The organism is Pseudomonas baetica, from assembly GCF_051216495.1.
In the GTDB taxonomy this organism is placed as follows: Bacteria; Pseudomonadota; Gammaproteobacteria; order Pseudomonadales; family Pseudomonadaceae; genus Aquipseudomonas; species Aquipseudomonas baetica_B.
Genome location: NZ_JBPKAM010000003.1, coordinates 12,119 through 36,360, shown reverse-complemented (window position 1 = coordinate 36,360; position 24,242 = coordinate 12,119). Strand labels below are relative to the sequence as shown.

Below are 24,242 nucleotides of genomic sequence, written 5' to 3'. Positions count from 1 at the left end.
TGGGTTCCAGCATTGCACTCTTTTGTCGTTGCGGGCGAGAGAGAGTGGTTTGAATGTGTTGTTATACTATAACATTAATAGGAGCCCGACGAATTGACCGGGCACCCTGTGAGGAACATCTGATGCCCCATCGCCTCCCCGTTACCGTCCTGTCGGGCTTTTTAGGTGCAGGAAAAAGTACGCTTCTTAATTACGTACTACGTAATAGAAATAATCTGCGGGTCGCTGTCATCGTCAATGACATGAGTGAAATCAATATAGACGGCAGCGAAGTCCAGCGTGATGTCAGCCTTAACCGAGCCGAAGAGAAGCTCGTGGAGATGAGCAACGGCTGTATTTGCTGCACGTTGCGCGAAGATCTTTTGGAGGAAGTGGGCAAGCTCGCGAAGGACGGTCGATTTGATTATCTTTTGATCGAGTCGACGGGTATTTCCGAGCCAATGCCAGTGGCGGAGACCTTTACGTTCCGCGACGAAAGTGGCCAGAGCCTCAGCGACATCGCTCGGCTGGACACCCTGGTGACCGTGGTCGATGGCGTGAATTTCTTGCCCGACTACGAGGCCGCCGAAAACCTGGCTTCCCGTGGTGAAACACTGGGTGAAGAGGACGAGCGCTCGATTACTGATCTGCTGATCGAACAGATCGAATTCGCCGACGTCATCCTGATCAGCAAGATTGATCTGATCAGCAGCCGCGAACGCCAGGAGCTGATGGCCATTCTCGAACGCCTCAATCCTCAGGCGGACATTATCCCCATGGTCATGGGTGAGGTGCCGCTGGAGAGGATCCTCGATACCGGTCGCTTCAACTTCGAGAAAGCGTCGCAGGCGCCGGGTTGGTTGCAGGAATTGCGGGGTGAACACGTGCCGGAAACTCAAGAGTACGGTATTGCTTCCAGCGCCTATCGGGCACGTCGGCCCTTCCATCCTGAGCGTTTTTTCAGCTTTCTCGATCGTCCATGGCCCAATGGCAGGCTGCTGCGCTCGAAGGGGTTTTTCTGGCTGGCCAGCAAGCACATGGACGCTGGTAGCTGGTCCCAGGCCGGTGGGTTGATGCGTCATGGCTATGCCGGACGCTGGTGGCGTTTCGTGCCGAAGAATCAATGGCCGCAGGACGAAGAAAGCACCACCGCCATTATGAAAAACTGGTCTGCGGCCAGCGGTGATTGTCGGCAGGAGTTGGTGTTCATCGGCCAGGGCATCGATTTTGCGCAGCTCATCGCCGAGCTCGATGATTGTTTGCTGACCGATGATGAAATGGCATTAGGCGTTGAGGGCTGGCAACTGCTGCCGGACCCGTTCGGCCCTTGGTTTGATGAGGCCGCGTGACGCCCGGCAAATCAAGGCTTGAGCCAGGAACCTTGGCTCTGGGCTTCGCAAAACGGCTTAAGATAGGCCGCATCCGTAGCAACGCCGTAATAGTGAATATCCTGCCGGTAAGGCATATTGGCGACTTGGGCGTTGCTGCACACGCCGAACGCCCCGTTGGGGCATTGGTCGACGTACTGCACCTCGACTTTTTGCCCGGCCAGGGTCGGCTGGCAGAATCCGTCGGCGAATAGTTTTTCCGGGATGTTGCGGTTCTCCTGACAGACCTTCACGTCGAGCCGTTCCGCCTGGCTGTGGACGACGCAGGCTTGCGCCAGCGCTTCGCCGCATACCAGTGTCAGCAGTAACGACAATCCCATCCACCGCATTCTTGCCTCCTCAGAACCTGTGATCATGTTGCAGAACATCCCCACCCATGTCATCGCCGGGCCTTTAGGGGCCGGCAAGACCAGCCTGATCAAGCACCTGCTGGCGCAACGTCCGGCCGGTGAGCGCTGGGCCGTGCTGATCAACGAGTTCGGCCAGATCGGCCTCGATGCCGCACTGCTGACCCGCGATGCCGATGGTATCGCACTGGGCGAGGTGGCCGGGGGCTGTCTATGTTGCGTCAACGGTGCGCCGTTTCAGATCGGGCTTGGCCGGTTGCTGCGCAAGGCACGGCCGGATCGTCTGTTCATCGAACCATCCGGGCTGGGGCATCCAGCGCAGTTGTATAGGCAGTTAATTGAAGCGCCGTGGAAAAGTGTACTGACGGTACAGCCATGTGTACTGGTGCTGGACGCTCAGGCGCTTGCCGCCGGCAAGGCTCTACCACAGGCGCAACTGGAAGCATTGGACAGTGCTGGCCTGTTGCTGATGAACAAATCGGACAGTCTCGATGAAGTCACTCGTCAGCGCCTCGCCGCGCAAATGCCAGCTCGTCCTATGTACTGGACACAGCACGCGGCGATGCCATTGAGTAAATTGCCAGGTTTGGCGGCTCAGGCCGTGTCAGGTGTGGGTCATTTAGTGCTGCCCAAGGGACTGGCGCAGATTCCGGCGATCTGGACCGATCCGGCGCTGCCGATTTGCCTGAGCCAGGAACAGGAGGGCGGGTGGAGCATCGGCTGGCGTTGGCATCCGAGCCAGACATTCGATGTGGCGCTTGTCAGTCAATGGCTTGCAAGCCTTGCCTGGCGGCGGGCGAAGCTGGTTATCCACAGCGTCGAGGGGTGGGTTTCAACAAATGCAGTGGATAACTCGGTACAGGAATGGCAGCCAAGTGAGTGGCGGCAGGATTCGCGGATTGAATTGATTTTCAGTGAACCGCAGGAAGTTGGGGTGCTGCAAAGAGGTCTGGCCGGCTGCCGGTCGGGTTAACGTTCAAAAGATCGCAGCCTGCGGCAGCTCCTACATTACGAAGCAACCTGCCGTAGGAGCTGCAGCAGGCTGCGATCTTGTATTTTCAAGGCCGCCACTTGTTATGTTCCTGCCGCCAATGACTCAGCTCAATCACTTCGGCGCTGGGCCTGACCACATCGACGACAGGAGGGGTGTCGTCGAATGGCATCGGATAGGGTGCCAGTTCAATTTGTGCGCTGTGAGCACCGAACTGGGTGATGGTGCCGTTATGGCGAGTCTCGCCGGTCACGGTAAATTCAAAGTTGTACACACGGGCCAGGCGACGCCGACCGCGTGCATCCTTGATGAACGTGATTTTTTTCAGCGCCACGTTACCATCCAGCAACTCGACCCCGACGTTGCTGCAATGCTGCTTGACCCGCTCCAGCGCGCGTTCGCGCAAGCCGTGGTTGTGCCACAGCCAGCCGCCAGCGGTGGCGAACAGCATCAGCACGAAAATATTCTCAAGGGTCAGCATCAACAGGGCGCTCCAACTAGATAGTGTCAGCTTAACTGCGTCGCCGGTCTGTCGTACAGGCTGCGTTTGGTCGCATACTGCGCCGTTAGAATTTCAATCGTTTTACGGAAACTCACCGCATGAAACGTACGCCCCATTTGCTTGCTATCCAGTCCCACGTGGTGTTCGGTCACGCTGGCAACAGTGCCGCGGTTTTCCCGATGCAGCGGATCGGTGTGAATGTCTGGCCGCTCAACACCGTGCAATTCTCCAACCACACCCAGTACGGCCAGTGGGCTGGCGAGGTGCTGGCTCCGCACCAAATCCCCGATCTTGTCGAAGGCATCGCGGCGATCGGCGAACTGGGCAATTGCGATGCGGTGTTGTCGGGCTACCTCGGCAGTGCGGCCCAAGGCCGGGCCATCCTCACGGGGGTAGCCCGGATCAAGTCGATGAATCCCAAGGCGCTGTACCTGTGTGACCCGGTGATGGGCCACCCGGAGAAGGGCTGCAGCGTGCCTGCGGAAGTCAGCGATTTCCTGCTGGAGGAGGCCGCTGCGGTGGCCGACTTCATGTGCCCGAATCAACTGGAGCTCGACAGTTTTTCGGGGCGCAAGCCGCAGTCGCTGTTCGATTGCCTGGCGATGGCGCGGGCACTGTTGGTCCGTGGGCCTAAAGCGGTGTTGGTCAAGCACCTGGACTATCCAGGCAAGACACCGGACGTGTTCGAGATGTTGTTGGTGACAGCCGAAGGCAGTTGGCACCTGCAGCGCCCACTGCTGGCGTTTCCGCGCCAGCCTGTGGGTGTAGGCGATCTGACGTCCGGGTTGTTTCTGGCGCGCGTGTTGTTGGGTGACAGCCTGGTGGCCGCTTTTGAATTTGCTGCGTCGGCGGTGCATGAGGTACTGCTGGAAACGCAGGCCTGCGCCAGCTACGAGCTGGAGTTGGTACGGGCGCAGGACCGGATCGCGCATCCTCGGGTTCGGTTTGAGGCAATCCCGATCAGTCTTTGATTTCGCGCTGACGCCATTCGCGAGCAGGCTCGCTCCCACAGGAAGAACGTAAGCCCATGTGGGAGCGAGCCTGCTCGCGAAGACTATCTAAAGAGCGTCCATCAAACCTCAGGCGTCGCCCTTGATTTCCTGATAGCGCTTTTCCAGCTCCTGACGAATCTGGCGACGCTGCTGGGCCTGGATAAAGCGGCGCTTGCTTTCGCTGTTATCCGGTTGCAGTGGCGGTACCGGTGCGGGTTTGCGCTGGTCATCCACGGCAACCATGGTGAAGAAGCAACTGTTGGTGTGGCGCACCGAGCGTTCGCGAATGTTCTCGGTCACCACCTTGATGCCCACCTCCATCGAGGTGTTCCCGGTGTAATTGACCGAGGCCAGAAAGGTCACCAGCTCGCCGACATGGATCGGCTCACGGAAAATCACCTGGTCCACCGACAGGGTTACCACGTAACGACCGGCATAACGGCTGGCGCAAGCGTAGGCGACTTCGTCGAGGTACTTGAGCAGGGTACCGCCGTGAACATTGCCAGAGAAGTTGGCCATGTCGGGGGTCATCAATACCGTCATCGACAGTTGGGCGTTTCCAGGTTCCATAGCATTCTCACGGATCAAGGCAAGGTTTGAGGGAGGCACCTCTGCGGGTGCCTGCGTGGTTTTTTCAAACCAACAGTTATCGGGACGCCGGGCGGGAAGCCGCCGTCACGCCGGATCGATCTGTTTCCATATATTGCACCGCCTTTCTGCCGGAAGTCGCGGTGTTACCCTGCAAAAGCCCGGCTATAGAGGCAATTTCCTACGCGAATAGCGAGTTTTTTCTCTGCTTGATCGGACGTTTCCTACGTTCGCGATTGAGCGATGTGACCAAGGAGCCCCATGCCATGCATGCCATCAGTTTTATTCAGGACCTGGCAGTGATCATGTTGGTCGCAGGTGTGGTGACCGTACTATTCCATCGCCTGAAACAACCGGTGGTGCTGGGCTACATAGTCGCGGGCTTCATCATCGGTCCGCACACGCCTCCGTTCGGCCTGATCCACGACGAAGACACCATCAAGACCCTCGCGGAGCTTGGGGTGATTTTCCTGATGTTCTGCCTGGGGCTGGAATTCAGCCTGCGCAAGCTGTTCAAGGTGGGCGCCACGGCGTTTATCGCCGCGTTCCTGGAAATCGTGCTGATGATCTGGATCGGCTACGAAATCGGCCGGTGGTTCGACTGGAACACCATGGATTCATTGTTCCTCGGTGCGATCCTGGCCATTTCCTCGACCACCATTATCGTCAAGGCACTCAACGATCTGAAGATGAAAAACCAGCGGTTTGCGCAGCTGATTTTCGGTGTGCTGATCGTTGAAGACATCCTTGGCATTGGCATTATCGCTTTGTTGTCGAGCATCGCAGTCAGCGGCACGGTCAGCTCGGGCGAAGTGTTTTCGACCGTCGGCAAGCTCTCGCTGTTCATGATCGTAGCGCTGGTGATTGGCATCTTGCTGGTGCCGCGATTGTTGGCCTACGTGGCCAAATTCGAAAGCAACGAGATGCTGTTGATTACCGTGTTGGGGCTGTGTTTCGGCTTCTGTCTGCTGGTGGTCAAACTTGAATACAGCATGGTGCTCGGTGCGTTCCTGATCGGCGCGATCATGGCTGAGTCCCGTCAGTTGCTGAAAATCGAACGCCTGATCGAACCGGTTCGCGACTTGTTCAGTGCCATTTTCTTCGTGGCGATCGGGTTGATGCTCGACCCGCTGATCCTCCTGCAGTACGCCTGGCCAATTGCGGTGATCACGGTGGCGGTCGTACTCGGCAAGATGTTGTCCTGTGGCCTGGGGGCATTTATTGCTGGCAATGACGGACGCACGTCTTTGCGCGTAGGGATGGGGCTTTCGCAGATCGGTGAATTCTCTTTCATCATTGCATCGCTGGGCATGACCCTGCAGGTCACGAGCAACTTTCTTTATCCGGTCGCTGTAGCGGTTTCGGTGATCACAACGCTGCTGACGCCGTACCTGATTCGGGCTGCGGATCCGTTGTCGATCAAGTTGTCCGCGGCGATGCCTCAGCGCGTGGGGCGGGTCCTGGGGATGTATGGCGAATGGTTGCGCAGCATTCAGCCGCAAGGCGAGGGCGCGCTATTGGCTTCGATGATTCGGCGGATTTTGCTGCAGGTGGGGGTCAATCTGGCGTTGGTGATCGCGATCTTTTTTGCTGGGGCCTATTTCGCCGAACGTATCTCAACTTACTTGCAGGGCTGGATCAGCGACCCGAGCTGGCAGAAAGCGTTGATCTGGGGCGGGGCGCTACTGGTGTCGCTACCGTTTTTGATTGCGGCCTATCGCAAGCTCAAGGCGCTGTCGATGCTGTTGGCGGAAATGGGTGTGAAGCCGGAAATGGCAGGACGTCACACGCAGCGAGTGCGTAGGGTGATCGCCGAAGTGATCCCGATCCTCTCGCTGCTGGTGATTTTCCTGCTGTTGGCAGCCTTGTCGGCCAGTATTCTGCCAACCAACAAGTTGCTGGTGCTGATCGCTGTGGTGGCGGCCGCCGTGGCGGCGCTGCTGTGGCGCTGGTTTATCCGTGTCCACACGCGCATGCAGGTGGCCTTGCTGGATACCCTGGATAACCACAAAGATTCGCCAGGGCACTGACACCGCGAGGGCGTCAGCCGACTCAGCTTTCCAGCCAGACGTCCCGCGCCCAGTGCCACACCGATTCCCAGGATTCTTCGGTGATCAACTCTTCTTCGCCCGACCACAGCACGACGGTGCCATCTTCTTCGACGCAATAGTAGTCGTCACCGTCCTGGCAGATCGGGATCAGGTCACGCGGTACGCCGGCATCCCAGGCATTGGCGGCAACGTCCGGCAGGTAAGTATGGGATTGCGGGTCGGTGACGGTCACTGGTTCAAGGCTGCCGTAGACCACGTCGCTGACCGTCAGCAGGAATTCCTTGAAGACAAACGGGATGTTGATGAAGAGTTCTTCTTCGACTTCGACCAACTGGTCTTCGTCGGGCAATTCCAAGGGGACCGGTACCGGTTCGTTGGCTTCACGCAGTTGTTCGATGATTTCTTCCACGTCCGGGATCCTCTTGCTTGAATGGCGCGGTTTATATGGGGCGGTTTATACAGTAGCTTGCTATAGATGCAACCGCGAAATAGAAAACCCCGGCAGAGGCCGGGGTTTTTATTACAGCACGTGAAGCGAGGAGGGTTATCAGCCGTTCTGGCGGATACCTGCCACCAGCCAAGGCTGGTTTTCGCCTTGGGCACGTTCCATGTTCCAGCTTTCGCTGAACACTTCGCCCTGGTCGAAACGCGAGGTTTTCGACACGCCACTGAACGTCAGGGTAGCGATGGTCTTGTCGGCGCGATCATCCACACCGTCCAGTTGTACATTGAGGTTATCAATGTAGGTGGACTGGAAGCCGTCGCCCAGATCCGCACGTTCACGCTTGAGGAACTCCAGCATCTGCGGGGTCACGAACTCGGCGATCTTGTCCATTTCGTTGGCGTCCCAATGCTGTTGCAGGGACTGGAAGTGATTGCGGGCCGCTTCGACGAAGTTCCTTTCGTTGAACCAGGCAGGCGCATTGATGATCGGGCGAGCGGCAGCAGGAGCAGCCGAGCCACCGAAGATCGAGCCCATGGCCGGTTTCTGTTCGAACACTTCACGCTGCATCGGCGCGTGACCGGCCGGAGCGTATTGCTCCTGCTGCTTGCGACGACGGGCGGCGATGAAACGGAAGACCAGGAACGCGATGACCGCCATGATCAGGATGTCGAAGATCTGCATGCCCTGGAAGCCGTCGCCCATGAACATGGACGCCAGCAGGCCACCGGCGGCGATGCCGGCCAGAGGGCCGAGCCAGCGCGAAGCACCGCCGGCCTTGGCAGCAGCGCCAGCGGCACCGGCAGCACCAGCGGTCGCCGCAGCGCCGCCCATGCCTGGAGAAGAAGGAGCCATTTGGCTGGTCTGGTGAGTCGGCGCAGCGCCTGCGCTTTTGCCACCACCGAAGCGCTTGGCGGCATTGACGTCGAGACTCATCGTCAGGCCGATGCACAACGCCATGGCGATGCTAAGAAAACGTTTCATAAAGGGAATTCCCGTTTGTGGAAGGCACGCGCGCCATGTTGCACAGCTGAAGTGTTACTGGCTAGCGGCAGAGTGTTTCGGGCTTTTGCCTGACAGGTTCGGTTCAGCTTCCGTCAGCGCAATAAGGCGTGTTCACTTTGGTCTGTAGGATGAGTGGATAAGTTCTGTAGGAAGGATGCTTAACGTCGCAGCGCTAAAAGGATGACCCCGGCTGTGATCAGGCCGATTCCGCCCCATTGGCGCAGGTCGAGCTTTTCGCCCAGTAAAATGGCGCCGAGCAAGGCCACCAGCACCACGCTGAGTTTGTCCACCGGAGCGACCAGTGACGCCGGGCCGACTTTAAGGGCGCGGAAGTAGCAGATCCATGAAGCTCCGGTCGCCAGACCAGACAGCAGTAAAAACAGGTAGCTCCTGGCCGAAATCGATCCTAATGCCTGATATTGGCCCGTGGCGTACAAAATCAAGGCCAGACTGACCAGTACCACCACCGTTCGCAGCAGCGTGGCAAAATCTGAATTGACGTTTTCTACGCCGATCTTCGCGAAAATGGCGGTCAATGCGGCAAATGCAGCTGATAACAGGGCCCAGAATGTCCAGGAAGAAAAGAAGCCTGAGCCCATGACTTTTTCCTTTAGTCAGACACAATTTGTGGGAGCGAGCCTGCTCGCGCAGACCACACCGCGGTTTTCCAGAAAGACCGAGGTGCTTTCATTCGCGAGCAGGCTCGCTCCCACAAAATGCACCCCGGCGTAACTGTCAGATCGCTTCCAGCTTCGCATACCCCAGCATCAGCCACTTGCTGCCTTCGCTGAAATTCACCTGAACCCGTGCCTGAGCGCCGGCGCCTTCGAAGTTGAGGATCACGCCGTCACCGAAGATCGAGTGGCGTACAGTCTGGCCCAAGCTGAAGCCTGTCTGTGGAATCTCGCTGCCGCTGAACAGGTTGCTGCCACTCATCGACTGGTTGCTGCCGTACGGACGGCTGACGCTGTTGGAAAGCCGCACTTCCTGGATCAGGCCTTTCGGCACTTCACGTACGAAGCGTGACACCTTGTTGTAAGTCTCACTGCCGTAAAGGCGTCGAGTTTCAGCATAGGTCATCACCAGGTTATGCATCGCCCGGGTGACGCCGACATACGCCAGGCGGCGCTCCTCTTCAAGACGACCGGGCTCTTCCAGGCTCATCTTGTGCGGGAACAGGCCTTCTTCCATGCCCACCAGGAACACGTACGGGAATTCCAGGCCCTTGGCGCTGTGCAGGGTCATCAACTGGATGCTGTCTTCGTGTTCGTCGGCCTGGGTGTCCCCGGCCTCCAGCGAGGCGTGACCGAGGAACGCCGCCAATGGCGTCAGGTCCTCGTCTTCCTCGCTGTTTTCGAAGTTGCGTGCGGCGCTGACCAGTTCCTCAAGGTTTTCTACCCGGGCCTGGCCTTTCTCGCCTTTTTCCGCTTCGTGGTAGGCAATGAGCCCCGATTGCTCGATGACGGTCTGGGTCATCAGGTGCAGCGGCATTTCCATGCACTTGGCAGCGAGGTTTTCGATCAGTTCGATAAACGCGCCAAGCGCGCCGGCCGCGCGACCGGTAACGCCCTTGTTGGTCACCAGTTGGCGCATCGCTTCCCACATGGAGACATCGCTGTGGCGCGCATGGTCGCGAATCGCTTCGACGGTTTTTTCGCCGATGCCACGGGCCGGTACGTTGATCACCCGCTCCAGCGCGGCGTCGTTACCACGGCCTTCGAGCAGGCGCAGGTAGGCCATGGCGTTCTTGATTTCGGCCCGCTCGAAGAAGCGCTGGCCACCATAGATGCGGTACGGAATGCGTTCGCGCAATAAGGCTTCTTCCAAAACCCGCGACTGGGCGTTGGAGCGGTACAAAATCGCGATATCACTGCGGGCAAGGCCAGTTTTCAGCGCGCTTTCGATGGTTTCGACAACATAGCGTGCTTCGTCGTGTTCGTTGAACGCGGCGTATAGATTGATGGCTTCGCCGTCGCCACCATCGGTCCACAGTTCCTTGCCCAAGCGCCCGGTGTTGTTGGCAATCAGGGCGTTGGCGGCCTTAAGGATGCCTGCGGTGGAGCGATAGTTCTGCTCCAGGCGAATGGTCTCGGCGTCCGGGAAATCGTCGGAATACTGGTAGATGTTTTCGATTTTCGCGCCGCGCCAGCCATAGATCGACTGGTCGTCGTCGCCGACCACCATCAGGCTGTCGCCACCTTTGGCCAGCAGGCGCAACCACGCGTACTGCACGGCGTTGGTGTCCTGAAACTCGTCCACCAAAATGTGCCGGAAGCGCTTCTGATAGTGCGCCAGCAGCCCGGGATGGTCGCGCCAAAGGTCAAGGGCGCGCAGCAACAATTCGGAAAAATCGATCACGCCGGCGCGCAGGCACGCGGCCTCGTAGGCTTCATAAATGCTGCGCATGGTGGCCAGGAACAGATCGCCGCTGGCTTGAATGTGTTGCGGGCGCAGACCTTCGTCCTTCTGCCCGTTGATGAACCATTGGGCCTGACGGGCCGGCCAGCGTTGCTCGTCCAGACCGAGCTCGCGGATCACCCGCTTGACCAGGCGCTGCTGGTCATCACTGTCGAGAATCTGGAAAGTCTGGCTCAGCCCGGCTTCCTGCCAGTGCGCCCGCAGCAACCGGTGCGCCAGGCCGTGGAAGGTGCCGACCCACATGCCGGCCGGGTTGATACCCATCAACTGCTCGATGCGATGACGCATCTCGGCAGCCGCCTTGTTGGTGAACGTCACCGACAGGATGGAGTGGGGGGATGCGTTTTCGACCTGGATCAACCAGGCGATACGGTGCACCAGCACTCGGGTTTTACCGGAACCAGCACCGGCCAGGACCAACTGACGACCCACGGGGGCCGCTACGGCCTGACGTTGGGCATCGTTGAGGGAGTTCAGCAGAAGGGAGAGATCATCGCGCATCGGGGCATTCTAGGGGGCGGCGCCACACCGGGCAAACCCCGCTTTGCTTTAGCCGATGAAAGAGGCGTGCGGGACGACCGGTCAGTCATCCCCTGCAAGCGTTAGCCGGCTTCGCGTACGGCTATTGAGTGGAGCGGGGCGTTCGGCGCTTTTGTCTGTTTTTTGATCTGTAGCAGTTTGGTCCGGGCATTGGCTTGTGTATGCTCCGTCGACGTTTCGGGCCTCAAGCCCATCATTATAAGAACAAGAAATTACCTATGACCCTCAGCTCAGACCTGTCGGGCCCTACTGTGGAGCCTCGGGTTATCCGTAAACAATACGCCATGGAAATGGCGGTCGAACGCACGCGCCTGTTGTATCAGGGCTCCTTGTTACCCACGCTGTTCATGCTGATCAATGGTCTGGTTTGCGCCGGTTTGCTCTGGAGTCCGCAGCGCTACTTCCTGGTCTCTGTCTGGCTGGTGTGGTTGTTGTCGCTCGTGGCATTACGGGTAATTCAGGTCGCAGCCTTCGACTCGGCGATTCCCAATCGTCAGGCTCATCCGATTTGGCAGCGCATGTTTTGGCTGGGCTCGGGTCTCACAGGCCTGACGTTGGCCGGTGCCGGCATCGCGCTGGTTCCCGCCGACAATTTCATTCAGCAAGCTTGGGTTTTCGGCCTGATCGGTGCGGCGGCCCTTTCGGCCAGTGTCGCCTACGCCGTCAGCCTGCCGGCGTTTCTGTCGTTTACCTTGCCCTGTCTATTGCCGGCCATTGCCTTCATGTTCTGGGGGCAGGAGCAGGGATGGGGCTGGTTCGGCCTGATCCTGCTGGGTGCATTAAGTGTGGTCGCCTGGCAGGTCAATCGGTTGATCGATCGCAGCTTGTTGCAACGCTTCCAGAATCAGGCGCTGATCGAGCATTTGCAGCAGGCGCAAAATCGCAGCGATCAACTCAATCGCAAACTGGCCAGGGAGATCGACCAGCGTCGGCGTGCTGAAGAGGAGCTGCGCGAAATCCAGGTCGAACTGGAAAGTCGTGTTGCCCAGCGCAGCCTTGAGCTGGACGCCGCGAACCAGGCGCTGAGCAAGAGCGAGGCGCGTCTGGCACTGGCGTTGAAGGCCAGTGAGCTGGGGTTGTGGGACTGGAATCTGCAAACAGACGAAGTCCACCACACGCATATTCAGGAATTGTTCGGTCTGGCGCCCGAATACGTGACGGCGATGCTGCGCCACCTCAAGCCACGCCTGCATCCGGAGGACCTTCCTGCGCTGAGAAAGGCGTTGGTCGAGCATTTGAAGGGCCGCACCGAGGATTACCAGGTCGAGTACCGCGTGCGGCATGGCGACGGTCACTGGGTCTGGATCGAGGACCGCGGGCGCGCGGTCGAGCGTGCCGAAAATGGCCGGGTGATCCGCATGGTCGGCACTCGCCGCGACATCAGTGTCAGTAAAGCGCTGGAAGAACAGCAGCAACTGGCCGCAACCGTGTTCGAGGCCGCCAGCGAAGGCATTGTGATTTTCGATCCCGACTATGCCCTGATCGCCGCCAATCAAGCCTTCAGCCGGGTCACCGGTTACGAAATAGAAGACATGCTCGGTCGCAAGGTTGTCGAGTTGCCATGCAGTCGCGATGCGCGCCGCCATTACACGGTCATTCACCAGGCGCTGGAACAGCACGGCAGCTGGCAGGGTGAGCTGGTGGAAACTCGTAAGAACGGTGAGATGTACCCGCAATGGCTGCAGTTGAGCACCGTGCGCGATACCAAGGGAAATGTGAGCCATATTGTCGGTTTCTTCGCGGATCTTTCGGCTCGCCGTGAGTCCGAAGAGCGCATGCGCTACCTGACTCACTACGACGAACTCACAGGCCTTGCCAACCGCTCCATGTTCCGCGAACGGCTCAGTGAAGCGCACCAGCGTGTGCGTCAGGGTGGCTACCGCAGCCTGGCGTTACTGCACATCAATCTGGACCGTTTCAAGCAGCTCAACGACAGCCTCGGCCATGAAGTGGCCGACCAACTGTTGCAAAAAATGGCCCGGCGACTGGTCAATGCGCTGCCGGAAGCGGACACCATCGCACGCTTGTCCGGCGACGAGTTTGCGGTGTTGTTCAATACCTACGGCAACCTTTCGAGCCTGGCGCGAGTGGCGACCCGCTTGTCGAACAAGCTGCGCATACCGGTAACGGTCGAAGGTCATGAGCTGGTGGTCAGCGCGTCGATGGGCATCAGTTTGTTGCCGGACAACGCCCGGGAAATTTCCGCCTTGGTCAGCCAGTCGAACATGGCCATGCAACACGCCAAGCATCTGGGTGGAAACAACTTCCAGTTCTACACCGACAGTCTGCAAGCCAGCACACTGGAGCGTTTGCAGCTGGAAAACCAACTGCGTAAAGCCGTTGAAGAGCAGCAGTTGAAGGTGTTTTACCAGCCGAAACTGTGTCTGGCCACGGGCAAGCTGAATGCCGCCGAGGCGCTGGTGCGTTGGGATCATCCAACCATGGGGCGCGTGCCCCCCGGGGATTTCATCGGCCTGGCCGAAGAAACCGGATTGATCGGTCCGATCGGCGAATTCGTGTTGCGCCAGGCGTGCTTGCAAGCCTGTGAGTGGCAGCGGCAGGGGCTTGAACCTATTCGGGTATCCGTCAACTTGTCGGTGCATCAGCTGCGTCAGGGCAAACTGGTCAGCCTGGTGCGGCAAGTGCTGGAGGAAACCGGGCTGGCGCCGCACTACCTGGAGCTGGAGCTCACCGAAAGCCAGTTGCTGGACAGCGTCGAGCACATCATTGCGACTTTCCAGCAACTGCGTGATCTGGGGGTGAAGCTGGCGATTGACGATTTCGGCACCGGCTATTCATCCCTGAGTTACCTCAAGCGAATTCCGGTGGATTACGTGAAGATTGATCAGGCCTTCATTCGCGGCCTGGGGGAGGGCACGGAGGATGCGGCGATCACCCGGGCGATCATTGCCATGGCCCATGGTTTGTCGTTGAAGGTGGTGGCGGAAGGGGTTGAGCGGCACGAGCAGCTTGAATTTCTCAAGAATGAGCAGTGTGATGAGGTGCAAGGGTACCTGATCAGCCGTCCAGTCGAGGCGGACGGGCTGGCAGGCCTGCTACGCGAACAAGGCACGGAGTGAGGGGAAACTCCCCACCGCCCTTTTTTCGAGGGGCGATGGGAAGCCAGGAAGCGGATGTTTTCTTAGTGGGTAATTAGAATTTCATCGATATGGTGCAGTAACTTTCCTTCGTGGAAGATACTAACCCCAGTGACATTTGAATCGCCCATTACTTTATATTCGACAACTTTGTCGGTTACGACTTGCAGTGCAATGTCCTGGGGCTTTGCAAGTACTAAATTCAGTCGCAGATTAAAGGATTTATCCTGCATGGGGCTGAATTCCAGTTTTGGTATTACACTCGGATCGGCAACGGTTACGGTGCCGTAGACGCGGAAAGATTGGTTGCCAGGCATCCGGTCGATTTGTGCGGTCCAGTCTTTGGTTTTAATGCTCATAGTTAAACTCCAGTGATTAGTTATATTGCTTCCTGCCGAGTCAATATATCCATCCGAAGTTGCGATTGATAAATTTTTTAGTTTGGTTTTGTAAGGCTGTGTGTTCCGGTAGTTGTCCTTTGATTATCGACATGCGACGCATTGATGGAGGGAGCGCTGTCCCCTCCAGTTATGTTGCGATGGTGCGCATGAGCATCGTGTGCGAGTGCTACATGAGGTGCGAGCACCTGAAATCGAGGGATCCGGTTACGCATTGAGCAGGCAAAAAGCCGATTCATGTAGTATAACTACAAGCGTGCTACATCCCCGGCACCTGCCAATAACAAAGAGTCCATCCCTTTGAATCTGCTGCAACACATCGCCCAGTCTCGTCACCTGTTACGCAAGTCGGAGCTCAAGGTCGCCGATCACGTGCTGCTTGACCCCGCGGCCGTGATGCACAGCTCCATGGCTGACCTGGCCCATAGCGTCGGTATCAGCGAGCCGACCATCGTGCGTTTTTGCCGTGCCATCGGCTGCTCCGGGTTCCAGGACCTGAAGTTGAAGTTGGCTCAGAGTCTGGCGGCAGGCGCGAGCTTCGGGCAGTTCGCGATCCACGAAGATGATTCAGTCGCCGACTACAGCCTCAAGATTTTCGACACGACCCTGCACACCCTGATGGAGGTTCGTGAGAAGCTCGATCCGGTGGAACTGCAGCGAGCGGTGACGCTGATGTCCCAGGCCCAGCGTGTGGAGTTCTATGGCTTCGGTGCCTCGGGTGCGGTCGCGGCAGATGCGCAGCACAAATTCTTCCGTTTGCTGCTGACCGCGGCGGCGTATTCCGACCCGCACATGCAAGCGATGTCGGCGGTGACCCTGAAGCCGACCGATGTGGCGATCTGTATTTCCCAGTCCGGGCGTTCCAAGGATCTGCTGATCACCGCCAACCTGGTGCGTGAAAGCGGGGCTTCGTTGATTACCCTGTGTCCAAGCCAGACGCCGTTGGCCGAACTGTCGACCGTCAACCTGGCGATCGACGTGCACGAGGACACGGAAATCTACACACCGCTGACCTCGCGGATCGCGCACTTGGTGGTGATCGATGTATTAGCGATGGGTGTGGCCATGGCGCGCGGGCCGAGCCTGGTCAACCACCTCAAGAGCGTCAAGCGCAGTCTGCGCAGCTTGCGGTTGTCGCCCAAGTCGGTGAAGGCGCTGGACGACTGACGTCGTCCTCAGGTCGTTCCGACCTGAATCGCGAGCAGGCTCGCTCCCACAGGATTTAGTGGTGTGCACAACTTCTGTTAACACCGAAGACCCACTGTGGGAGCGAGCCTGCTCGCGAAGACTTTCTTGAATTCACCGCAACATTCATCAGTATGTAACGCCCGAGCCGCCAAACCGTCATCCCCCGCGCCTATCTTGAAGCTCCCGTACTCGCCTTGGGAGACTCGAAATGGTTCAGCCCTACGAAGAACGCAACAGCGCTGTCAAAACCCGCCGCCAGCAGGAAGACCAGCGCCGCATGGCGTTCCGCCGTGCTATCGAAGATCGCTGCGAGCAGCGTCAACTTCTCGCCGAAATTGGCGAATTTCCCGAAGAGTTCGAACTCAATTACTGGCAAGCCGCCTCGACGACCTCCCGTCGAAGCGCTCAACCAGGGCGCTGATCTGCACCCGCTCGCTGCGCACGAACGCAAGGAATGCATGAGCCACCGGTGACAGCCGTTTAGCCTTGGCCTGCACCACGCACCAGCTACGGAATAGCGGCAGCTCCTCGACCGGCAACTCAATCAACCCGCCGGTCGCCAGTTCCAGGTTCAGGGCGTGGCGCGTCAACAGTGCCACGCCCAGGCCCGCCAACACACATTCACGCTGGGCTTCGGCTGAAGAGACTTCCTGGGTCTGGTTGAAGTGCACGCGTTTCTCCTTGAAATACTCCTCGCACGCCAGGCGCGTACCCGAGCCGGGCTCACGCAGCAGCAGTGTGTAGGGTTCAAGATCCTGAAGGCGCAACGGGCCCATGTGGCACAGCGGGTGATCAGGTGGTGCGACAGCGACAATGGGATTGTTGAGGAACGGCAGAAACTCCAGCCCCATGTCTTGCGGCACCATGGACATGATCACCAGGTCATCCCGGTTGTCGGAGAGCCGGCGTATCACCTGTCCGCGATTGACCACCGTCAGCTGCAGGTTAACCTCCGGGTGTTGGCGCTTGAACGCGGCAAACAGGTGCGGGACGAAGTACTTGGCGCTGGATTCCACCGCCAGTTTCAACTGACCCTGCAGCGAGCCCTGCATGTCGGAAAGCTGCATGTCGAGGTTTTCAAGGCGGCCGAAAATGTCCCGGCTGGCGCGTTGCAGTGCTTCGGCCGCTTCCGTCATGTAGAGTTTTTTGCCGACGTAATCGAACAAAGGTTGACCAATCAGCTCTTCCAGCTGACGAATCTGTAGGCTGACGGCCGGTTGTGTGAGTGACATTTCGTCGGCTGCGCGGCTGTAGGATCGCAGATCACAGACTTCATTGAAGATCTGCAATTGACGCAATGTCATACGCATCAAGGACTTACGCATTTTCCAAGCACTCTTGCCGCAGGCTGATGCGATAACTATAAGTCTTTACTTATGCGTGACCCAATAATTATTCATTTTTGTTAATCCCTTGTCGGCGCTAGTGTTGGCCTGCGACCAGATTGAAACATTTGGTCACGCGTCGACCTGGGTCTAGCAGGTCGTGGGTACCACCGGCTCAAGGGAAACTCCAAGTGATAAAAAAGATCCTGATCGCCAACCGTGGTGAGATTGCCGTACGAATCGTACGAGCTTGCGCCGAGATGGGTATTCGCTCGGTGGCGATTTATTCCGACGCCGACCGCCATGCCCTGCATGTGAAGCGTGCGGACGAGGCTCATAGCATTGGCGCCGAACCACTGGCCGGTTACCTGAACCCGCGCAAGCTGGTGAACCTGGCGGTGGAAACCGGTTGTGACGCACTGCACCCCGGCTACGGCTTCCTCTCGGAAAACGCCGAACTGGCGGAGATCTGCGCCGAGCGCGGTATCAAATTCATCGGTCCATCGGCTGAAGTCATTCGCCGCATGGGCGACAAGACCGAAGCGCGCCGCAGCATGATCAAGGCCGGCGTACCAGTCACTCCGGGTACCGAAGGCAACGTCTCGGGCATCGAAGAAGCCCTGAGTGAAGGCGATCGTATCGGTTATCCGGTGATGCTCAAGGCCACGTCCGGTGGCGGTGGCCGGGGTATTCGTCGCTGCAACAGCCGCGAAGAACTCGAACAGGCTTTCCCGCGAGTCATTTCCGAGGCCACCAAGGCCTTCGGTTCGGCGGAAGTATTCCTGGAAAAATGCATCGTCAACCCGAAACACATCGAAGCGCAGATCCTTGGCGACAGCTTTGGCAACGTGGTGCACCTGTTCGAGCGTGATTGCTCGATCCAGCGTCGCAACCAGAAGCTGATCGAGATCGCCCCGAGCCCGCAACTGACCCCTGAACAGCGCGCCTACATCGGCGACCTGTCGGTGCGTGCAGCCAAGGCCGTGGGTTACGAGAACGCCGGTACCGTGGAGTTCCTGCTCGCCGAGGGCGAGGTGTACTTCATGGAGATGAACACCCGGGTCCAGGTGGAACACACCATCACCGAAGAAATCACCGGCATCGACATCGTGCGTGAGCAGATCCGCATCGCGTCCGGCCTGCCGCTTTCGGTGAAACAGGAAGACATCCACCACCGTGGTTTCGCCCTGCAATTCCGGATCAACGCCGAAGACCCGAAAAACAACTTCCTGCCGAGCTTCGGCAAGATCACCCGTTACTACGCCCCCGGCGGTCCTGGCGTGCGTACCGACACGGCGATCTACACCGGTTACACCATTCCACCGTTCTACGATTCCATGTGCCTGAAACTGGTGGTGTGGGCGCTGACCTGGGAAGAGGCGATGGACCGTGGCTTGCGCGCCCTGGACGACATGCGCGTGCAAGGGGTCAAGACCACTGCCGCCTATTACCAGGAAATCCTGCGCAACCCGGAATTCCGTAGCGGTCAGTTCAATACCAGCTTCGTTGAAAGCCACCCTGAATTGACCAACTACTCGATCAAGCGCAAACCCGAAGAGCTGGCCCTGGCCATCGCCGCCGCCATCGCCGCCCACGCAGGCCTGTGAGGAATAGAACAATGAGCAAGAAGATTCATGTAACCGACACCATCCTGCGCGACGCCCACCAATCGTTGCTCGCGACCCGCATGCGCACCGAAGACATGCTGCCGATCTGCGACAAGCTCGACAAAGTCGGCTACTGGTCGCTGGAATGCTGGGGTGGCGCCACCTTCGACGCCTGTGTGCGCTTCCTGAAAGAAGACCCGTGGGAGCGTCTGCGCCAGCTGCGCGCCGCGCTGCCGAACACCCGCCTGCAAATGCTGCTGCGCGGCCAGAACCTGCTGGGCTACCGCCACTACAGCGACGACGTGGTCAAAGCCTTCGTCGCCAAGGCGGCGGTCAACGGCATCGACGTGTTCCGTATCTTCGACGCCATGAACGACGTGCGTAACCTGCGCGTGGCCATCGAAGCGGTGAAAGCGGCGGGCAAGCACGCCCAAGGCACCATCGCCTACACCACCAGCCCGGTGCACACCATCGACGCCTTCGTGACCCAGGCCAAGCAAATGGAAGCCATGGGTTGCGACTCGGTGGCAATCAAGGACATGGCCGGCCTGCTGACTCCATACGCCACTGGCGAACTGGTCCGGGCATTGAAAGCCGAGCAGTCGCTGCCGGTGTTCATCCACTCCCACGACACCGCTGGCCTGGCCGCGATGTGCCAACTCAAGGCCATCGAAAACGGTGCCGACCACATCGACACCGCGATCTCCAGCTTCGCTTCGGGCACCAGCCACCCTGGCACCGAGTCGATGGTCGCGGCCCTTAAAGGCACCGAGTTCGACACCGGCCTGAACCTGGAATTGCTGCAAGAAATCGGCTTGTACTTCTATGCCGTGCGCAAGAAGTACCACCAGTTCGAAAGTGAATTCACCGCGGTCGATACCCGCGTGCAGGTCAATCAGGTGCCAGGCGGCATGATTTCCAACCTGGCCAACCAGCTCAAAGAGCAGGGCGCGCTCAATCGCATGAGCGAAGTGCTGGCAGAGATCCCGCGTGTTCGCGAAGACCTCGGCTTCCCGCCACTGGTGACCCCGACTTCGCAGATCGTCGGCACCCAGGCTTTCTTCAACGTGCTGGCTGGCGAGCGTTACAAGACCATCACCAACGAAGTGAAACTGTACCTGCAAGGTGGCTACGGCAAGGCGCCGGCCCCGGTGAACGAGCAACTGCGTCGCCAGGCCATCGGCAGCGAAGAAGTGATCGACGTGCGTCCGGCCGACCTGCTCAAGCCGGAAATGGCCAAGCTGCGTGAAGACATCGGCGCGCTGGCCAAGTCCGAAGAAGACGTGCTGACCTTCGCCATGTTCCCGGACATTGGCCGCAAGTTCCTCGAAGAACGCGCCGCGGGCACCCTGACCCCGGAAGTGCTGTTGCCGATTCCGGAAGCCGGCAAGGTGGCATCGGCTGGCGGCGAAGGCGTTCCGACCGAGTTCGTCATCGACGTTCACGGCGAAACCTACCGCGTCGACATCACCGGTGTTGGCGTCAAGGCCGAAGGCAAGCGTCACTTCTACCTGTCCATCGATGGCATGCCGGAAGAAGTGGTGTTCGAACCGCTCAACGAATTCGTCGGCGGTGGCAGCAGCAAGCGCAAACAGGCTAGCGCCCCCGGCCACGTTAGCACCACCATGCCGGGCAACATCGTCGATGTGCTGGTCAAGGAAGGCGACACCGTCAAGGCCGGCCAGGCTGTGCTGATCACCGAAGCGATGAAGATGGAAACCGAAGTCCAGGCCGCCATCGCCGGTAAGGTCACCGCTATCCACGTGGCCAAGGGCGACCGGGTGAATCCGGGCGAAATCCTGATCGAGATCGAAGGCTGAGATAACGGCCTCGATACAACGCTTTAAACCTCGGGGGAGCATGTGCTCCCCTTTTTTTTGCCTTGAAGAAATGCAGGTTCCCTGTGGGAGGGCGTCAGCCCCTGCACTCGGCAAGCGTCTTCACCTGCCCCGACCCCATCTGATTTTCATCACTCAACCACTTCTCGAACCCTGCCCCGATCGCCGGCCATTCCGAGTCAAGAATCGAGTACCACGCCGTATCCCGGTTCTGTCCCTTGACCACCATGTGCTGACGGAACACCCCTTCAAAACTGAACCCCAGTCGCTCGGCTGCATATTTAGAGCGGGCGTTGCCGTTGTTGCATTTCCATTCCAGGCGACGGTAGCCGAGGGCGAAGGACTCCTTGGCCAGCAGATAAACCGCTTCGGTGCTTTTCGGTGAGCGCTGCATCGGGGCGCCGAAAGTGACGTGGCCGATTTCGATGCGGCCTTGGGCCGGGACAATGGACATCAGGCTGAGGATGCCTTGCACCTCGCCACTGGCGCGGTCGATCACGCTGAAGAAATACGGGTCGCTCTGGGCCGCATGGTTGTTCAGCCAGTCATTGAAGGCGCTGCGTTCCGGGAAAGGACCGTATGGTAAATAATCCCAGAGTTTCGGGTCGGCGCCGGGGCCTTGCAGGGCTTTGAACAAGGCGTCGCCATGGCGCGCCGGATCGAGTTTTTCCAGGCGGATGAAACGGCCCTCGATGGTTTGAACCGTTGGCGCCGGGACGCCTTTCCAGTCCGCGAGTGAAGTCGACATGCTGTTCTCCTTGAACCTTAAATGGCTTTGCGAAACTGGATGAAACCGGGGCGTTCCGCGATGCGCTCGTAGAGCTGGATCGCGGTGGCGTTGGTTTCGTGGGTCAGCCAGTGGACCTTGCAGCAGCCGTCGGCCTTGGCGGTGGCGTAGACGAACTCGATCAGTTTGCGACCGATGCCGGTGCCGCGGGTTTCAGGCGCCACCAGCAAGTCTTGCAGGTAGCAGGAGTTTTCGATGCTCCAGTTCGAACGATGGTAGATGAAGTTCACCATGCCGACCGCTTTGCCATTGACCCACGCCAGGGCGGAATGGGTCGTTTCATTCGGGTCGAGCAGGCGCTGCCAGGTGCTGTCAGTCACAGCCTCGGGCAGTTCGGTGTTGTAGAAGCGCAGATAGGCCTGCCACAGCGGCAGCCAGGAAGCGTGGTCATCGACGCTGACCGGACGAATTTCAACTTGGCTCATGTTCATTCCTTATCGCATCAATTGGGCGAGTGCCTGGTCGTGCACGTCTGGGCTGGCGGCCAGCCCTTCGCGCACGCCGGCGATATCTTCGGTGCTGCGGTTCTGGCTGAGCTTGCGCTTGCCTTCCAGGCGTTCGATTGGCACGGCGAAACCGACGATGGCCTTGAGCATGCCGTCGATGTAATCGGCGGGCGCATCGTCAACTTTCCATGGCTGGGCACGGCCGCTTTCATGGCGGTCGGTCAAGGTGCTGACGATGTCCAGCAGCCGTCCGCCATCGCTGAAGGTTTCGGCGCGGCCATAGGCGTGTACGGCAACGTAGTTCCAGGTCGGGACGACTTTGCCGTGCTCGGCCTTGCTCGGGTACAAGCCCGGGCTGACGTAGGCGTCGGCACCGGCAAAAATCAGCAGGGCTTCGGCGCCGTCGCGCAGGTCCTTCCACTGCGGATTGGCCTTGGCCAGATGCCCGTACAGCGTACCGTTCGGGCCTTGTTCGCGATGGAGCAGCACGGGAACATGACTGGCTTGCAAGCCGTGTTCGCCGTGGGTCACCAGGATGGCGAGGCGGGTGGCGAGGATCAGTTCGTGCAACTGGTCCAGCTCATCGATGGCAAAAGCGCGGGGCGTGTACATGGCGAGATTTTCCTTGGCGAATGTTTGCATCGTAGGCAGGCTATTGGTCTGTTGTAAGAGCCATTAATGACCAATTTCATAGGTCCATTGCTATGACGGATTCGCCTACACTGTCGTTGCCATTCAATCCGGCTGGAATTGAGCTCGACCGCCGGAAAGGCTTGAGTCGCCAACTCTATGAGGCGTTGCGCGTGCGCGTGCTCGATGGACGGCTCGCCAGTGGCACACGGCTGCCTGCGACCCGGGATCTGGCGACCGCCCTGTCGATTTCCCGCAACAGCGTGGTGCGCGCCTACGATCAGCTCTACGCCGAAGGTTTCATTGAAGGGCGAGTCGGTGATGGCACTTACGTTGCGCGGTTGCCCCAGGCGGGAAAACTATCCACAAAAATATCCACAGGCTTTTCAACAGGCTTACCCACAGCCTTATCCACAAAAGCGACGGATTTACCTGGAATTTCATCCAGTAAAGTTATCCACAGTGGCGCGTTGCAGCGATTGGAAAACAACCATTTGCCCCAACCTCCGGGTGGACCACCGAAGGCTTTTCGGGTGGGTGTTCCGGCCTTCGATCTGTTCCCGTTCGACGTCTGGGCCAAGCTGAATGCGGCTTTCTGGCGCAAGCCGGATCTGCAGCAGCTGTGTTATGGCGACCCGGCCGGCGACGCGCGGTTGCGGGGCATGATTGCCGCGTATTTGCGCAGTTCCCGTGGCATGCAGTGCACGGCTGAGCAAATTGTGATCACCAGTGGTGCGCAGCAGGGAATCAGTCTTTGTGCACAGTTGCTGGTGGAGCCGGGCGATGCGGTGGCGATTGAAAACCCGGGCTACCGAGCCGCAGGTCATGCCTTTGCCGTCGCCGGGGCACGCTTGCATGGCGTGGCGGTGGATAGCGAGGGCATTGATTGTGCCCAATTGAATGCGATTGGCGATTGTCGCCTGGCTTATGTCACACCTTCGCATCAGTACCCGACTGGCGTGGTCATGAGCCTGGCGCGGCGCCTTGAATTACTGGCGTGGGCCGAACGTACCCAGGGTTGGATCGTGGAAGACGACTACGACGGCGAATACCGCTACAGCGGTGCGCCGCTGGCGCCGTTGGCGGCTCTCGACCGGCAGGGACGGGTTCTGTACGTCGGGACCTTTGGCAAAGTCGCGTTCCCTGCATTGCGCCTGGGTTATCTGGTGTTGCCGCCGACGCTGGCGCAGGCGTTTTCTCAACGTCGAGCGGTGGACGTCCGACATTCCGAGGTCAGCACTCAGGCGGTAATGGCCGAGTTCATGGCCGCCGGGCATTTCCAGCGGCACATTCGTCGCATGCGGCGTGCCGCCTTGAGCCGACGCAATTGTCTGCTGGGCGGTTGGCCAAAAGGCATCCCCGGCGTGGGCAATCTGCCCAGTGTCGCGGCGGGGCTGCATTTGTCGATTCCGGTGCAGAGCGTGGCTCGTGAGCGTGAGTTGATTTTTCAAGCCGAGGCGGTGGGGGTTGAGATCAATGCGTTGAGCAGCTATTGGCTACCGGATTCGACACGACCGGCGGATGAGCGCGCCGGGTTGGTGCTGGGGTTCGCCGCTGTACCGGAAGCTGACATAGAGGCGGCATTGGGCCGGCTACGTTCGGCCTGGAAAGTTCTTCTGTAGGAGCGAGCATGCTCGCGATGGTCGTTAACGATATCGCGTGTTTGCTGGTTAAACGCGTCG

22 protein-coding genes are annotated in these 24,242 nt (G+C 59.0%); 10 read left to right on the top strand and 12 right to left on the bottom strand.

What is annotated here, in order from left to right; genetic code table 11:
- Positions 1-122: 122 nt before the first annotated feature.
- A complete protein-coding gene (zigA, locus tag ACSFE6_RS02605; RefSeq protein ID WP_435426131.1) occupies positions 123-1,328 on the top strand; it encodes a zinc metallochaperone GTPase ZigA in 1,206 nt (401 codons plus the stop codon).
- A gap of 11 nt (positions 1,329-1,339) precedes the next feature.
- Here the strand turns inward: zigA and ACSFE6_RS02600 are convergent, their stop codons facing one another.
- The gene (locus ACSFE6_RS02600; protein WP_435426130.1) at positions 1,340-1,696 is read right to left on the bottom strand and encodes an NADH:ubiquinone oxidoreductase; all 357 of its coding nucleotides are present in this window, start codon (positions 1,694-1,696) and stop codon (positions 1,340-1,342) included.
- 25 nt (positions 1,697-1,721) lie between these two features.
- Here ACSFE6_RS02600 and ACSFE6_RS02595 point away from each other — a divergent pair, with 25 nt between their 5' ends.
- Positions 1,722-2,687, top strand: coding sequence for a CobW family GTP-binding protein (locus ACSFE6_RS02595; RefSeq protein WP_435426129.1), 966 nt, complete (start codon positions 1,722-1,724; stop codon positions 2,685-2,687).
- 85 nt (positions 2,688-2,772) lie between these two features.
- Here ACSFE6_RS02595 and ACSFE6_RS02590 read toward each other — a convergent pair whose 3' ends face one another.
- Positions 2,773-3,186, bottom strand: coding sequence for a DUF3301 domain-containing protein (locus tag ACSFE6_RS02590; RefSeq protein WP_435426128.1), 414 nt, complete (start codon positions 3,184-3,186; stop codon positions 2,773-2,775).
- A gap of 119 nt (positions 3,187-3,305) precedes the next feature.
- Between ACSFE6_RS02590 and pdxY the strand changes: the two genes are divergently transcribed.
- Positions 3,306-4,178, top strand: coding sequence for a pyridoxal kinase PdxY (gene pdxY / locus ACSFE6_RS02585; protein WP_435426127.1), 873 nt, complete (start codon positions 3,306-3,308; stop codon positions 4,176-4,178).
- 108 nt (positions 4,179-4,286) lie between these two features.
- On the opposite strand, the gene ACSFE6_RS02580 is transcribed toward pdxY, so the two are convergent.
- A complete protein-coding gene (locus tag ACSFE6_RS02580; RefSeq protein WP_435426126.1) occupies positions 4,287-4,769 on the bottom strand; it encodes an acyl-CoA thioesterase in 483 nt (160 codons plus the stop codon).
- A gap of 284 nt (positions 4,770-5,053) precedes the next feature.
- Here ACSFE6_RS02580 and ACSFE6_RS02575 point away from each other — a divergent pair, with 284 nt between their 5' ends.
- A complete protein-coding gene (locus tag ACSFE6_RS02575) occupies positions 5,054-6,817 on the top strand; it encodes a cation:proton antiporter (RefSeq protein ID WP_435426125.1) in 1,764 nt (587 codons plus the stop codon).
- 22 nt (positions 6,818-6,839) lie between these two features.
- Here the strand turns inward: ACSFE6_RS02575 and ACSFE6_RS02570 are convergent, their stop codons facing one another.
- From ACSFE6_RS02570 to uvrD, 4 genes are all read right to left on the bottom strand, one after another.
- A complete protein-coding gene (locus ACSFE6_RS02570; protein WP_192562898.1) occupies positions 6,840-7,247 on the bottom strand; it encodes an SMI1/KNR4 family protein in 408 nt (135 codons plus the stop codon).
- 138 nt (positions 7,248-7,385) lie between these two features.
- Positions 7,386-8,264 carry a Tim44 domain-containing protein gene (locus ACSFE6_RS02565; RefSeq protein ID WP_435426124.1) on the bottom strand — a complete coding sequence of 293 codons (879 nt, stop codon included), beginning with the start codon at positions 8,262-8,264 and terminating at the stop codon, positions 7,386-7,388.
- Positions 8,265-8,443: 179 nt separating this feature from the next.
- Positions 8,444-8,884 carry an EamA family transporter gene (locus ACSFE6_RS02560; RefSeq protein ID WP_435426123.1) on the bottom strand — a complete coding sequence of 147 codons (441 nt, stop codon included), beginning with the start codon at positions 8,882-8,884 and terminating at the stop codon, positions 8,444-8,446.
- Positions 8,885-9,020: 136 nt separating this feature from the next.
- On the bottom strand, positions 9,021-11,204 hold the full coding sequence (gene uvrD, locus ACSFE6_RS02555; protein WP_435426122.1) for a DNA helicase II: 2,184 nt from the start codon (positions 11,202-11,204) through the stop codon (positions 9,021-9,023).
- A gap of 257 nt (positions 11,205-11,461) precedes the next feature.
- Between uvrD and ACSFE6_RS02550 the strand changes: the two genes are divergently transcribed.
- A complete protein-coding gene (locus tag ACSFE6_RS02550) occupies positions 11,462-14,323 on the top strand; it encodes an EAL domain-containing protein (protein WP_435426121.1) in 2,862 nt (953 codons plus the stop codon).
- 62 nt (positions 14,324-14,385) lie between these two features.
- Here ACSFE6_RS02550 and ACSFE6_RS02545 read toward each other — a convergent pair whose 3' ends face one another.
- Positions 14,386-14,700: a hypothetical protein gene (locus ACSFE6_RS02545; protein WP_435426120.1), complete on the bottom strand. Its 315-nt coding sequence runs from the start codon at positions 14,698-14,700 to the stop codon at positions 14,386-14,388.
- Positions 14,701-15,039: 339 nt separating this feature from the next.
- Between ACSFE6_RS02545 and hexR the strand changes: the two genes are divergently transcribed.
- Both hexR and ACSFE6_RS02535 read left to right on the top strand, forming a co-directional pair.
- Positions 15,040-15,906: a transcriptional regulator HexR gene (gene hexR, locus ACSFE6_RS02540; RefSeq protein ID WP_007927594.1), complete on the top strand. Its 867-nt coding sequence runs from the start codon at positions 15,040-15,042 to the stop codon at positions 15,904-15,906.
- 229 nt (positions 15,907-16,135) lie between these two features.
- Positions 16,136-16,348 carry a PA3496 family putative envelope integrity protein gene (locus tag ACSFE6_RS02535; RefSeq protein WP_435426119.1) on the top strand — a complete coding sequence of 71 codons (213 nt, stop codon included), beginning with the start codon at positions 16,136-16,138 and terminating at the stop codon, positions 16,346-16,348.
- Here the strand turns inward: ACSFE6_RS02535 and ACSFE6_RS02530 are convergent.
- A complete protein-coding gene (locus tag ACSFE6_RS02530) occupies positions 16,290-17,252 on the bottom strand; it encodes a LysR family transcriptional regulator (protein ID WP_435426118.1) in 963 nt (320 codons plus the stop codon). The two genes, ACSFE6_RS02535 and ACSFE6_RS02530, sit on opposite strands and share 59 nt — an antisense overlap.
- 191 nt (positions 17,253-17,443) lie before the next feature.
- Between ACSFE6_RS02530 and ACSFE6_RS02525 the strand changes: the two genes are divergently transcribed.
- A complete protein-coding gene (locus ACSFE6_RS02525) occupies positions 17,444-18,859 on the top strand; it encodes an acetyl-CoA carboxylase biotin carboxylase subunit (RefSeq protein WP_435426117.1) in 1,416 nt (471 codons plus the stop codon).
- An 11-nt stretch (positions 18,860-18,870) separates the two neighbouring features.
- Entirely contained in the window at positions 18,871-20,679 is a 1,809-nt protein-coding gene (oadA, locus tag ACSFE6_RS02520; protein WP_435426116.1) for a sodium-extruding oxaloacetate decarboxylase subunit alpha, read from the top strand.
- Positions 20,680-20,773: 94 nt separating this feature from the next.
- Here the strand turns inward: oadA and ACSFE6_RS02515 are convergent, their stop codons facing one another.
- The 3 genes from ACSFE6_RS02515 to ACSFE6_RS02505 are packed head-to-tail and all read right to left on the bottom strand — an operon-like array spanning position 20,774 to position 22,542.
- Positions 20,774-21,445 carry a GNAT family N-acetyltransferase gene (locus tag ACSFE6_RS02515; protein ID WP_435426115.1) on the bottom strand — a complete coding sequence of 224 codons (672 nt, stop codon included), beginning with the start codon at positions 21,443-21,445 and terminating at the stop codon, positions 20,774-20,776.
- A gap of 17 nt (positions 21,446-21,462) precedes the next feature.
- Positions 21,463-21,909, bottom strand: a complete 447-nt coding sequence (locus ACSFE6_RS02510; RefSeq protein WP_435426114.1) for a GNAT family N-acetyltransferase — start codon at positions 21,907-21,909, stop codon at positions 21,463-21,465.
- A gap of 9 nt (positions 21,910-21,918) precedes the next feature.
- Positions 21,919-22,542, bottom strand: a complete 624-nt coding sequence (locus ACSFE6_RS02505; RefSeq protein WP_435426113.1) for an FMN-binding negative transcriptional regulator — start codon at positions 22,540-22,542, stop codon at positions 21,919-21,921.
- A 92-nt stretch (positions 22,543-22,634) separates the two neighbouring features.
- Here ACSFE6_RS02505 and ACSFE6_RS02500 point away from each other — a divergent pair, with 92 nt between their 5' ends.
- The gene (locus ACSFE6_RS02500; RefSeq protein ID WP_435426112.1) at positions 22,635-24,182 is read left to right on the top strand and encodes a PLP-dependent aminotransferase family protein; all 1,548 of its coding nucleotides are present in this window, start codon (positions 22,635-22,637) and stop codon (positions 24,180-24,182) included.
- Positions 24,183-24,242 lie beyond the last annotated feature (60 nt).